The 12,079-nt window shown below is 49.9% G+C and carries 10 protein-coding genes and 3 pseudogenes; 8 read left to right on the plus strand and 5 right to left on the minus strand.

Annotated elements, in window-relative coordinates:
- Window positions 1–18 precede the first annotated feature (18 nt).
- From WKT12_RS02975 to WKT12_RS02995, 5 genes are all read right to left on the minus strand, one after another.
- On the minus strand, window positions 19–321 hold the full coding sequence (locus tag WKT12_RS02975) for a DUF4134 domain-containing protein (protein WP_004319158.1): 303 nt from the start codon (window positions 319–321) through the stop codon (window positions 19–21).
- Between the two features lie 145 nt (window positions 322–466).
- Window positions 467–1,207 (minus strand): hypothetical protein, encoded by a 741-nt coding sequence (locus WKT12_RS02980; RefSeq protein WP_007559012.1) that lies wholly within the window; start codon window positions 1,205–1,207, stop codon window positions 467–469.
- Window positions 1,204–1,623, minus strand: a complete 420-nt coding sequence (locus tag WKT12_RS02985) for a DUF3408 domain-containing protein (RefSeq protein WP_004295458.1) — start codon at window positions 1,621–1,623, stop codon at window positions 1,204–1,206. The genes WKT12_RS02980 and WKT12_RS02985 overlap by 4 nt, the downstream gene beginning before the upstream one ends.
- Before the next feature lie 41 nt (window positions 1,624–1,664).
- Entirely contained in the window at window positions 1,665–2,087 is a 423-nt protein-coding gene (locus WKT12_RS02990) for a DUF3408 domain-containing protein (RefSeq protein WP_004295459.1), read from the minus strand.
- 6 nt (window positions 2,088–2,093) lie between these two features.
- Complete coding sequence (locus tag WKT12_RS02995) at window positions 2,094–2,846, minus strand: ParA family protein (protein WP_007559008.1); 753 nt, start codon at window positions 2,844–2,846, stop codon at window positions 2,094–2,096.
- 70 nt (window positions 2,847–2,916) lie between these two features.
- On the opposite strand from WKT12_RS02995, the gene WKT12_RS03000 reads away from it, so the two are divergent.
- From WKT12_RS03000 to WKT12_RS03035, 8 genes and pseudogenes are all read left to right on the plus strand, one after another.
- A complete protein-coding gene (locus tag WKT12_RS03000) occupies window positions 2,917–3,159 on the plus strand; it encodes a hypothetical protein (protein ID WP_008620133.1) in 243 nt (80 codons plus the stop codon).
- Between the two features lie 390 nt (window positions 3,160–3,549).
- A complete protein-coding gene (mobA, locus tag WKT12_RS03005) occupies window positions 3,550–3,972 on the plus strand; it encodes a conjugal transfer protein MobA (RefSeq protein ID WP_004295462.1) in 423 nt (140 codons plus the stop codon).
- The gene (mobB, locus tag WKT12_RS03010) at window positions 3,966–5,111 is read left to right on the plus strand and encodes a conjugal transfer protein MobB (protein WP_004295463.1); all 1,146 of its coding nucleotides are present in this window, start codon (window positions 3,966–3,968) and stop codon (window positions 5,109–5,111) included. The genes mobA and mobB overlap by 7 nt, the downstream gene beginning before the upstream one ends.
- A 37-nt stretch (window positions 5,112–5,148) precedes the next feature.
- Window positions 5,149–6,069: pseudogene (locus WKT12_RS03015) on the plus strand (YWFCY domain-containing protein); the annotation flags it as partial.
- Between the two features lie 639 nt (window positions 6,070–6,708).
- Window positions 6,709–8,361, plus strand: coding sequence for a group II intron reverse transcriptase/maturase (ltrA, locus tag WKT12_RS03020; protein WP_070612981.1), 1,653 nt, complete (start codon window positions 6,709–6,711; stop codon window positions 8,359–8,361).
- Window positions 8,362–8,482: 121 nt separating this feature from the next.
- Window positions 8,483–8,713 (plus strand): annotated as a pseudogene (locus tag WKT12_RS03025) (conjugal transfer protein TraG); the annotation flags it as partial.
- Window positions 8,714–9,253: 540 nt separating this feature from the next.
- Window positions 9,254–11,071, plus strand: coding sequence for a reverse transcriptase domain-containing protein (locus WKT12_RS03030; RefSeq protein WP_117905097.1), 1,818 nt, complete (start codon window positions 9,254–9,256; stop codon window positions 11,069–11,071).
- A 107-nt stretch (window positions 11,072–11,178) separates the two neighbouring features.
- Window positions 11,179–12,039, plus strand: a pseudogene (locus WKT12_RS03035) (TraM recognition domain-containing protein); the annotation flags it as partial.
- Between the last annotated feature and the right edge of the window lie 40 nt (window positions 12,040–12,079).

Genomic DNA, 12,079 nt, shown 5'->3' on the forward strand with positions numbered 1-12,079 from the left:
TTTGCATGACAGGTTGGACTACAAGAAGAAAGAGCGTAGGATCGTCGCGGCGACAATCAGGAAAATACACGCGCCGAACCAGCTCGCGGCGGTCTTCGACGTGTCGGGGTCGCCGCTCGAAAACTTGTTATAGACCTTGATGCCCCCGATAAGGCCGACCACAGCCCCCACAGCGTACACGAGTTTCGTGCCGGGGTCGAAGTAGCTGGTTACCATGTTGGTAGCCTCCGTAATGCCGGCGATGCCGTTGCCCTGCGCGAAAGCGGAGGAGATGGCGGCAAAGAGAAATGCCGCCGGAAGAAGAATCTTGTTCTTTCTCATAACTCGATAATGTTTGAATTGTGGCGCGGGGATGGATAGGCCCCGCACCGGGTTAAACTTCTTGATTCGTTTTTTTTCAGTGGTTCGAGGATAGCCTCACGCGCTACCCGTAGTCTTTTTCTTTCATCGTGATGTCATTATGGGGTTAAACAAACTCACGGACGTCGAAACCCGTGGGAACCGAACCCTGCGGAGATGGGCTTTCCGCAGACCTCTCGGACATACGCCGGTGAAAGGCCGAGAGGTAGGTGTCGATCAGGGATTTTACCCTGTCGTTCCCGTCGGGGCAGCCCGAAACGATGACCTCGAACATGTCGGTCTGTTTCAGGCCCAGGAGGACACGTCCCGTTTCCTCCCTTTGCTCGTCTGTTGAAGGTGGATCGTGTACCACGTGGCGGTAGGCTTCGCCCATCTGTTCAAAACTAACCCCCTGGGCAAGCGAGCGGCCCAAAAGGGGCAGCTCTTCGGTGTCGTCTTCATCCTCGTCATAATCCGGCTCCTCCGCGTCCGCATCCGGGAAAGATTCATCGTACAGCGGAAAGTCGATTTCCAGAGGTTCGTTAGGCTCCCCCTCGGGAGCGACACCGAACACTTCATCCAGGTCTTCCGGCGGAATCTGCCGGGGGTGTTCGGGTACATTCGTGGGCACAAATATATCGGCTTTTTCCGTAACTTTTTCAGTTTCAGATTCTACGGCAGCTTGTGGCCGGGAGTGGCGCAAGTCGAGGACAAAGCGGCTCCTGCCGATGATCTCCTGCCGGCAGGGCGTGTCTTCGGCAACGATCCCGTCTGCCGGTTCGTTACGTTCCATCCGCCGCAGGCGGAAAAACGCCCACAAGGCATACCCCACGGCAAAGAGGGGCAGCAGCCACAACGCCCCGTTCATCGCTCCTCCGCTTTGGGTTGCCGGGAGGCCACGGCCTCACGCTCCTCGAAAAGCCGCTCGATGGTTTCCCGGTTATCGTCCAGGTGCGCCTTGAGAACCTTGTCCACGTAGGCCGTGATCGTCACGTCGCCACGACCGATGACACGGGTGATCTCGCGGATACGCTCGTGATACGACGGACGTATCTTCACGTGCTTGTTACCGGCGAAAGGCAGCCGCAGCAGGCAGATGTAACGGGCCAGGTACTCGGCCTCGGGGGTGGGGACAGTCCCCACGGCGACCTCCCCCGAAGGGCCGTCGGGGACGATAAGGGTTTTCATCCTGCGCCGGTAGCGGCACACGCGGAAGATGAAGGGCACGGCGACGCAAAGGACGGCCGCCAGGATAACAGATAAAATAATTGCTTTGTCTGACATGATGGATTGTTTTTAATGGGTTGTAAATATTGGGTTCATAACTAAAAAATATCGGAGTTCCGTTTCTTGTAGAGTTCCGAAATTTCCTCCTGATAGGTCGCGAAATGCTGCTCCAGCACATTGTCCAGGTAGCTATACAGCGAGAGTTCGTTCTTACCGATAACCTGCACTATCCGGGTTATACGCTCGTGAAACTCCTTGCGGATATACACCGTTTTGCCGCTTCGGGTATTGGAGGGGGCGTTCCGGATAAAAAGACGCTCGTAATCCTGGCCTTTCCCTCTTCGGCGGCGTCCCTCCTCTTTCGTAGCCGACGAGGAGGCGGCCTCGCCGGACGGTTCCGATAGAGCCGATGCCTCCTCCTCTTTTTCCGGCGTGTAAGGATGTAATGGCCGGTTTCGGCTTTTGGCCTGGCTGATGATGAAGGAAGCGTCCAAACCGTCGTCATGTTCTTTTCCGCTCATGAGATCCTACTTTAACAGTTCGATCAATTCATCCACGAGTTTATCCAGGTTGCTGCCCCGGATCAAAGAACGGTCTGCCGGGAAGAGCGTGGAGCGGAAGACAGAGCGACGGCTGGCGTTCTGCTCACGACGAAAACGCTTGGTGTCAGGCAGGAAGGTCTTCAGAACAGGAAGATCCAGCTCTTTCATTACCGCCTCGTAAACCTGATATAACTCTGTTTTTTCACGTCCGTCCACCATGTTCCATAGCATATACAGCCCTTTCATCCGGGACTTCTCGCGGCCCATGATATGCTCTTTTACCACAACCGCGTAATTCAGGGTGCTTTCCATGACAACCCGGTCGGCACTGATCGGGGCGACGAGATAATCCATTCCGGCCAGGGAATGAATCAGATCCTCGTTATTGATCGTACCGGGAAGGTCGAAGAACACATAATCGAAATCACCTTGCGGCAGGAGGTAGTCGGCATCGGCCAACGCCTCTTTCGTGTTGCTTTCCACGACGGGATAGGCTTTCTTTTGAAGCCGGGTGAATTGTTCGTAAGCTAACCTCTTGTAATGTTCGTCTTCGAGGGCAAGCTTCAGGTCACGTTCCCGCATCTCCACGATGGAGTGTTGGGGATAATCGCAGTCGATGACCGCGACATTGAAACCCTTTACATAGTGCAGGTAAGAAGCTGCCAGCACCGTGAGGGTGGTTTTACCCGCTCCGCCTTTCTGGGTGGAGAAGGCCACGAATTTCGTTTTCTCTTTCATTGTTCCATGCGTTTTTAGTTATACAATCGGGTAATCGTTCATCTCTTCACGTATCCGGGCAAGTGACGGCATGAGATTTTATGCAGGTATGCCGGCACGCATATATGCTGGTGCGCTGGCAGGCTGTTACGCCGGTATGCCGGTGCATGGGCGCGTGTCCGATTTTATACTCATGCGCAACCGCATTTGCTTATCCGGACAAAGACCCGCTTTTTCCTCTGCACACGGTGTTTTCTGCATCCGTCCGCACGTGTGCGGACAGGAGGATGTGTCATTGCCCGTATCCGTTCTCACGTGCAAAGTAAACCCTTAAAAACACGGGTTGTATGCTCTTTTTCCGCTATGGCCGCGTGTGGCATCAAAGTGGACGCAAGTGGCGTAATCACTTGTAGTACAAGCGATTGAATAGGTCGGTATCTTTGCCTCGTGAACGATCCCGACGCTAATGAAGCCGTCCTTGCCCCGTTTTACGGCGGCTCTTTCAATGTTCTGTCCGCGAGCGGGCAGAAGGTATTTGCAAAGGGCAAATAGCAAGCTGTGTTTTCTGCTGCACGATTCTCGTTTTGCAGCAGAAAACAGCTTGCCCGCAAGGGGGAGAAAGCACCTCCGGAGTCGGTGCTTTTCAGAAGGGCGGCAAGCCGCGAAGGGATCGGAATTTTCAGGAACCGGTGGGGCCCTGGCCTCTCCTTAAAATTTCGATGCGATGGAAAAGAACAGAAAGCCCCGAGGGGGCAAAGGGGGACGACCCGCGAAAAACGACCCGGCCGTTTACCGCTTTTCGGTAAACTTTTCAGCCGTGGAACATGCCCGTTTCCTCGACCTTTACGAGCAGTCCGGGCTATTGTCCAAAGCCGCTTTTATCAAAGCGAGAGTGTTCAACGAGGCGTTCCGGGTGGTAAAGACCGACCGGGGAACGCTCGAATACGTGGCGAAGCTGACCGCTTTCCACGCCCAATTCCGTGCCGTGGGAACGAATTACAACCAGGTGGTGAAGGAGCTGCACGCGCATTTTTCCGAGAAGAAAACACTCGCGCTGCTCTATAAACTGGAGAGAGCGACACGTGAACTGGCGGCCGTCGGGCAGCAGGTCGTGTCGCTCTCCGAAGAGTTCAAACAGCGATGGTAGCCAATATCACCACCGGAAAAGACGTGTACGGCGCGCTGGCGTACAACCAGGAGAAAGTCGATCGGGGCGACGGGAAGGTGCTGCTGACCCACATCGTGAGGGAGCCGGCGGATGGGCGCTTCAACGTGGCCGCGACGGCAGAAGACCTCCTGCGCTGGATGCCCTCGCACTACCGGACGGAAAAACCCGTCGTGCACGTGTCGCTCAACCCGGCTCCCGAAGACCGCCTCGACGACGGGCAACTCGCGGAGATAGCCGGGGCCTACATGGAGCGCATGGGCTGGGGAGGACAACCTTATATCGTATTCAAGCATACCGACATCGGACGGGAGCATATCCATATCGTGTCGGTGCAGGTGGCCCAGGACGGGCGCAAGATAAACGACAGCAGGCGCAACGAACGCAGCGTGGCCGTTACCGAGGAACTGGAACGGGAGTACGGACTGCATCCCGCCAAAGGGAGAAGGCGGGAGAAAGGGCAAGGGATCGTCCCCGCCGATTACACGCGGGGCGACCTGAAACGCCAGGTGGCAGCGGTAATAAAACCGGCCGTGGCGACATACCGCTTCCAGACCCTCGGCGAGTTCCGGGCATTGTTGTCCTTATATAATATAGGTATAGAGGAAGTCCGGGGAGAGCGGAACGGAACCCCCTACCGGGGATTGCTCTACACGCTGCTGGACGAGAACGGGGACAAGGCAGTGGCCGCGCCGCTCAAATCCTCACTGTTCGGTAAAGAGGTCGGGTATGACGGGCTGGAACGGCACATGGAGCGCAGCGCCGAACGGTTCGGGAAGGACGACACGAGGAGGCAAATCCGTGGCCGGGTCGATAAAGCGCTTCGGGGAGAACCCACGGAGGAAGAACTGCGCGAACGCCTGCGGGGAGCCCGGGTGGATCTCTACATACGACGCAACGAAAACGGCCGCATCGTGGGAGTGACGTTCATTGACCACGAAACACGGACGGTCGTGAACGGATCACGGCTGGGAAAGGCATACTCGGCCAACGCCTTCGAGCTGCGCTTCGGCGGAAAACGGAATCCCGGGGAAAACACGAGGGGCTTGTCCCCGAAACAAGCGCCTGCCGGACGGGACGGGCAACGGAAGCGGAATACCTCACGACGGAGGAAAGTATAACATCTCAATTATCATTCATTTATTAAATCTTACGGTTATGCAACAGGAAGACGACCTTCGGGGTCTTGCAAAAACAATGGATTTTATGCGGGCATTGAGTATCTTGTTCGTGGTTATCAACATCTACTGGTTCTGCTACGGGCAGATACGGGAATGGGGAATCAATATCGGCGTGGTCGATAGGATTCTGCTGAACTTCGACCGCACTGCGGGGCTGTTCCGGAATATACTATGGACGAAACTTTTCGCCGTCGTGTTCCTCGCCCTTTCATGCCTCGGGACAAAAGGAGTAAAAGAGGAGAAAATTACCTGGCGGAAAATCACGGCATCGCTGGCCACGGGAGGCGTGCTGTTCTTCTTCAACTGGTGGCTGCTGGACTTGCCGCTGCCGGCGGTAGCGAACGCGGCTTTCTACATACTGACCCTATCGGCCGGGTATATCTGCCTCTTGATGGGCGGCGTGTGGATGTCCCGCCTGCTGAAGAACAATCTCATGGATGACCCTTTCAACAACGAGAACGAATCATTCCAGCAGGAAACACGCCTGATCGAGAACGAGTACTCCATAAATCTGCCGACGAAATTTTACTATAACAAACAGTGGAACAACGGGTTCGCCAACGTCGTAAACCCGCAAAGGGCTTGCATCTGCATGGGAAGCCCGGGCAGTGGGAAGAGTTATTGTGTTGTAAACCAGTTTATTAAACAGCAAATCGAAAAGGGCTATACCCAATACATCTATGACTACAAGTTTCCCGATCTTTCGGAAATCGCCTACAACCACCTGCTGAATCATCAGAAAGGTTACAAGAAAATCCCGACTTTCTACGTCATAAATTTCGACGACCCGCGCCGCTCGCACCGCTGTAACCCCATTCACCCGGACTTCATGACCGATATTTCGGACGCCTACGAGAGCGCCTATACCATCATGCTCAACCTGAACCGAAGCTGGGTGTGACCTGAAAAGTCACGTAATTGATTGTTAAACAGCAATGTATATTGCAAGATTTAACCCGCTGTTCCGTCAGCGGTAGCCTACTATAAGGTGCATCTCCAGTGATGGGTTGTGCTAAGCTTATAGGACAAAGTACACTTTCCGAAAGGACAAGACTGAACCGTGAGGGAACGTCAAGGGCGGTTAGTATCATACCGTCGAGTGGCGAGGCTGGATAGCATGGTTAACGTAAGTGAACTGACTTTAGCCGTCGTAAGGTTTGAAGGAGCGCAAGATACTTTAGCTCTCACCAAAAGGTAAGCAGTCGGATAACCCTCGCCCATGTTGGGGTTACACGGACATAGCACTGCCGGCGGACTTGGCAGAACCTAAACTATCCGTTTGTCAATTGCGTGGAACAGGGCAAGCCTGTATCTCTCTCGTAATAATGCGAGTAAGCGAACCGCAAGGCAAGCCGAATGGGGTGCAGGTATGAGATAACGGAGAAAGCGAATGCCGCCCTGTAATGGGGAGGATACGGATTGAACCAACATCACGAGTTAATGAGGGTAACATCATCCGACACGAAAGTGGGCAGACTTCCGTATATGGTAACTCTTTACAAGATAACTTTTAGAACTTTCAAAAGGAGGAAAGCAAATGAACGAGATTAAAACATCGTGTGCGCCTGCTGACAGCAGGAATCTGACTTGGGACGGTATGAACTGGTCTAAGTGTGAAACCTATGTCCGAAAGCTACAAGCGCGTATTGTAAAGGCTCAGAAAGAAGGCAGACATAACAAGGTGAAAACCTTGCAGTGGATGCTTACCCACTCTTTTTACGCCAAGGCATTGGCAGTAAAGAGGGTTACTTCCAACAAAGGGAAGAATACGTCTGGAGTAGATAAACAGCTTTGGGACTCTCCCAAGCGCAAGTACAAAGCAATCGGTGAACTTAGACGTCGTGGCTACCATCCACAGCCGCTCCGTAGGGTTCACATCAAGAAAAAGAACGGTAAACTCCGACCGTTGGGAATACCGACCATGAAAGACAGGGCGATGCAAGCATTATATCTCATGGCATTGGAACCGATAGCCGAAACGACAGGCGACCGTTTTTCTTACGGCTTCCGAAAGAAGCGCAGGACAATGGACGCAATTCGTCAGATTGATACGGTTCTAAATCGCCAGCATTCCCCCGAATGGATTTTGGAGGGAGATATTAAGGGTTGCTTCGACCACATCAGTCACGACTGGCTTATTGAAAATATCCCTATGGATAAAACAATACTCAGAAAATGGCTGAAATGTGGAGCTGTATTCAATGGTAAACTGTTCCCGACAGAAGAGGGTACACCACAAGGAGGTATCATATCACCGACACTTGCAAATATGGCACTTGACGGACTTCAACCACTCTTAGCTGAAAGATTCAAAAGACGTTTCATCAACTATAAGACATTCCACTACAAAGTGAATCTTATCAGGTATGCGGATGACTTTATAATCACAGGTCGAGATAAGGAATTATTGGAAAACGAGGTCAAACCAATGGTGATAGAATTTCTCAAAGAAAGGGGTCTTACCTTATCCGAAGAGAAAACTACCATTACGAACATATACGATGGATTTGATTTCTTAGGTTTCAATGTAAGGAAGTTCGGCAAAAGGCTGTACACATCTCCGTCCAAAGATGCACAGAAACGCTTTAGGGCAAAAATCAGTGACATCGTTAAAGGACATAAAATGTGTAAGCAGGAATCGCTGATACGAATGCTCAATCCTGTGATAACAGGTTGGGGAAACTATTACCGATATGGTGCATCAACCAATGCTTTTCACGGTTGCGACAATCACATTTACAACCTCACAAAGAAATGGGCTTTACGTCGCCACCCAAAGAAACGCAAGTCTTGGGTTGCAGATAAGTATTGGCATGAAATTCGGGGGCGTAAATGGACGTTTGCATGGAAATATGAAACAAAAAGCAAGAAAGTGAACTACCTGACCCTTAAAAGGTTGTCGGATATACATTATACTCCGTACAAGCAAGTCAAGGGGGAGGCAAACCCTTTCGACCCGGAATACGATGATTATTTCTTTCAGCGAAAGGAGCAACAAATGCTGGAATCTCTCAAAGGACGTAAGTCACTCTTATATTTATGGAACAAGCAGAAGCGGACTTGTCCGTTATGCGGCAAGGAGATAGATTGTACAAAAGCATGGAACGTCAATGAAATATCTGTTGGTGGTTCAATTGTACGGCAACTTGTCCATAACAACTGCTACAAGCGAAATAAACGAAACTGTTGAAAGTATGAGCCGATTTCTAACAACAAATAGAAATATTGAGTTGCTTGAGCCGTATGAGGGGAAACTCTCACGTACGGTTCTTAGGGGAGAAGGGGGCAGTAATGCCCTTGACTTACCCGATGTGCAGAAGCAGGGCGATTTTTTTGTGGAAAGCCCCATTATCCTTTTTGCGGCCGTGATCTGGTTCCTGCGCATCTACGACAACGGGCGGTATTGTACCTTCCCGCACGCCATCGAGTTCCTGAACAAGCGGTACGAGGATATTTTCCCGATTCTGACATCCTACCCGGAACTCGAAAACTACCTCAGCCCCTTTATGGATGCCTGGCTCGGAGGCGCTCAAGACCAGCTCCAGGTGCGCCCATAAGGGCATATAATAAATATAGCTTTGGCAAGCTATTAGGTTCGTGTTCTTTGAAATAATAACCTATCACCAGCCGACTTATCCATTCAACGAAAGACGATGGGGAGTGTAGCATGTCGGCAAAGCCACGAGTGGACTAACTGTCAAGTCTTGACCGAGTGGCGAGGTGAAACGATAGATATGAGGATAAAGCCTATACTGGTTGAACGATAGTCCGAGCGGCTCGATGGTTAAGCCTTAACGGAAGACAGTTACAGACGTTATGCTGTGGCACCCAACTTCTCCTTGCAGGTCGATTGGGCAAAAGAACTTGTCACAGAGCAACTACATAAATAGTAAAGGACGAAAGTCGTATCCGACAATCTATCAAGCCAAATAGTTATTATATGTCTAAATGGGGATTGCCTAAGTGGGGCAACCCATATGGCAACAGAGCTTCCGTAGTAGTCCGAGCAAGGGAAAACCTTGTACATGGCGAAGGGAAGCAGCCATTATCGTTTAATGTTAATTTTGGAAAATGTGAGAGACATGAAAAGAAATCCAGAAAAAATATTAAACAGTCTAACACAACATAGTTCCGACTTGGAATACAAGTTCGAACGTTTGTATCGGATACTGTTTAATGAAGAGATGTACTACATAGCCTACCAACGCATATATGCCAAACAAGGCAATATGACAAAGGGAGTTGACGGAAAAACCGTTGACGGCTTCAGTATATCCCATATTGAGCAGTTGATTGATACGCTCAAAAACGAGACGTATCAGCCTAAACCCTCACAGCGAGTTTACATTCCGAAGAAAAACGGAAAGATGAGACCGCTGGGTATTCCGTCATTTATGGATAAACTTCTGCAAGAGGTTATCAGAATGATTTTGGAAGCTGTCTACGAGGGCAGTTTTGAAAACACTTCACATGGTTTCAGACCGCAACGAAGTCCTCAAACTGCACTTTCAAGCATTCAAAAGTCGTTCAATGGCACAAAGTGGTTTATCGAGGGAGACATTAAAGGATTCTTCGATAACATAGACCATGAAGTATTGATAGCCATTCTTTCAGAAAGGATTTCCGATAACAGGTTTATCAGACTTATCAGAAAATTCCTGAATGCGGGATATGTTGAAGATTGGGTATTCCACAAATCATACAGTGGTACTCCGCAAGGTGGTATTATAAGCCCTATATTGGCGAACATATACCTTGACAAATTCGATAAGTATATCAAGGAGTATATCACAAAATTCAACAAGGGGAAAAGACGCAAGGATAATCCGATTGCAAAACAACTCGGACATCGTAAAGCCAAGTTAGTTGAAAAACTACGAAACACTGTTGATGAAACGAAACGTAAACAATTGTTTGCAAGAATTAGAGAAACAGTCAAAGAACGACTGAAATATCCTGCCGGTGATGAAATGGATGACAGTATCAAACGACTGAAATACATAAGATATGCAGATGATTTTCTAATTGGAGTAATCGGTAGCAAGCAAGATTGTATCCAAATCAAAGAGGACATAAAGCAATTTATGGCTGATAAATTGAAACTGGAACTATCTGACGAGAAAACTCTGATTACCAATGCAAGAAAACACGCTAAATTTCTTGGTTATGATGTCTTTGTACGAAAATCCAATGATACACGCAGAGATAAGAACGGTCATTTGACAAGGCCGTTAGACCACAAGATAGTACTATATGTGACTACCGAAATAATGCGAAAGAAACTTCTTGAATATGATGCTGTTAAAATTACCGAGCAGAACGGGAAAGAAGTTTGGAAGCCAAAAGGTCGTTCATATATGAGATGTCTTGATGATTTGGAGATTATAAGTCAATATAACTCTGAAATCATGGGGTTCTACAACTATTACTCGATAGCAAACAACAGCCCCGTTATTGACTCTTTCTACAACATTATGGAGTATAGTATGTACAAGACATACGCCGCAAAATACACTACTTCCAAAAAGAAGATTATTGCGAAGTACAAGAAAAACGGTGTATTCTCCATACCATACACAAACAAGAAAGGGTATGAGGTCAGACGTGAGTTTTATGACAAAGGTTTCAAACGCAAGGAATTACCGAACCGTACTTTGGATGACAGATTACCTAACACAGTCGCTATAACGGGTGGCAGAAATGGATTAATTACAAGACTAAATGCACGTGTATGTGAAAACTGCGGTGCAACCGATAATCTTGAAATGCACCATGTTCGCAAACTCAAAGACTTGAAAGGTAAAAGTGATTGGGAAATAAAAATGATTTCTCGTAACCGTAAAACATTAGCAGTATGTTCAGTATGTCATCACAAAATACATTCGGGAAAGTTAGACTGAATGATAAGGTGGAGAGCCGTGTACGGGGAGACCTGTATGCACGGTTCGGAGGCGAGTGCTTGGAAACCTACCATTGTAACAAATGGCAAGGCGCTGGGTGCTTAGCCTATGGCCAGATAGCATCGGCCAAAATTCCGCTTTCCCGCATGATTTCGCCCCAGCTATATTGGGTCATGTCGGGCGACGATTTCACGCTCGACATCAACAACCCGGACGATCCCAAGATACTCTGCGTGGGGAACAATCCCGACAGGCAAAACATTTACGGAGCGGCTTTGGGATTGTATAATTCCCGGATTGTCAAGCTCATAAATAAGAAAGGCCAGCTCAAATCGGGCATCATCATCGACGAGTTGCCGACAATCTACTTCAAGGGACTCGACAACCTGATCGCCACGGCCAGAAGCAACAAGGTCGCCGTGCTGCTGTGCTTCCAGGATTTTTCACAGTTGAAGAGGGACTACGGGGACAAGGAGGCCGCCGTCGTGATGAACACGGTGGGCAACATCTTCTCCGGGCAGGTCGTAGGTGAAACGGCCAAGACACTCTCGGAACGGTTCGGTAAGGTATTGCAGAAGCGGCAGAGCATGACGTTGAGCCGCAGCGACAAATCGACATCCATATCCACGCAGCTGGACAGCCTGATCCCGGCCTCGAAGATCTCGACGCTCACGCAGGGAATGTTCGTCGGGGCCGTGGCGGACAATTTCGACGAACGTATCGAGCAGAAGATTTTCCACTGCGAGATTGTCGTGGACAACGAAAAAGTGAAAGCGGAAACGGCCCGGTACAAGAAGATACCACAAATTACCGACTTCACGGACGAGAACGGGACGGATCACATGAAACAGGTCGTGCAGGAAAACTACGAACGTATCAAGGCAGAGGCCGGCCGCATCGTCGCCGAGGAACTGGAACGTATCAAGAACGACCCGGTGCTTTGCAAGCTCCTGCCGGAACAGAACTAAATGAACACAAACACCCCGCAAACAACCTCCGTTACCTTAA

It is taken from the genome of Phocaeicola sp. HCN-6420 (assembly GCF_037890145.1).
Lineage (GTDB): Bacteria > Bacteroidota > Bacteroidia > Bacteroidales > Bacteroidaceae > Phocaeicola.

What these genes read in the sequence shown, in the direction of transcription:
- WKT12_RS02975 (WP_004319158.1), bottom strand. Translation starts at nt 321, where the DNA reads ATGAGAAAGAACAAGATTCTTCTTCCGGCGGCATTTCTCTTTGCCGCC.
- WKT12_RS02980 (WP_007559012.1), bottom strand. Translation starts at nt 1,207, where the DNA reads ATGAACGGGGCGTTGTGGCTGCTGCCCCTCTTTGCCGTGGGGTATGCC.
- WKT12_RS02985 (WP_004295458.1), bottom strand. Translation starts at nt 1,623, where the DNA reads ATGTCAGACAAAGCAATTATTTTATCTGTTATCCTGGCGGCCGTCCTT.
- WKT12_RS02990 (WP_004295459.1), bottom strand. Translation starts at nt 2,087, where the DNA reads ATGAGCGGAAAAGAACATGACGACGGTTTGGACGCTTCCTTCATCATC.
- WKT12_RS02995 (WP_007559008.1), bottom strand. Translation starts at nt 2,846, where the DNA reads ATGAAAGAGAAAACGAAATTCGTGGCCTTCTCCACCCAGAAAGGCGGA.
- WKT12_RS03000 (WP_008620133.1), top strand. Translation starts at nt 2,917, where the DNA reads ATGAGATTTTATGCAGGTATGCCGGCACGCATATATGCTGGTGCGCTG.
- mobA (WP_004295462.1), top strand. Translation starts at nt 3,550, where the DNA reads ATGGAAAAGAACAGAAAGCCCCGAGGGGGCAAAGGGGGACGACCCGCG.
- mobB (WP_004295463.1), top strand. Translation starts at nt 3,966, where the DNA reads ATGGTAGCCAATATCACCACCGGAAAAGACGTGTACGGCGCGCTGGCG.
- ltrA (WP_070612981.1), top strand. Translation starts at nt 6,709, where the DNA reads ATGAACGAGATTAAAACATCGTGTGCGCCTGCTGACAGCAGGAATCTG.
- WKT12_RS03030 (WP_117905097.1), top strand. Translation starts at nt 9,254, where the DNA reads ATGAAAAGAAATCCAGAAAAAATATTAAACAGTCTAACACAACATAGT.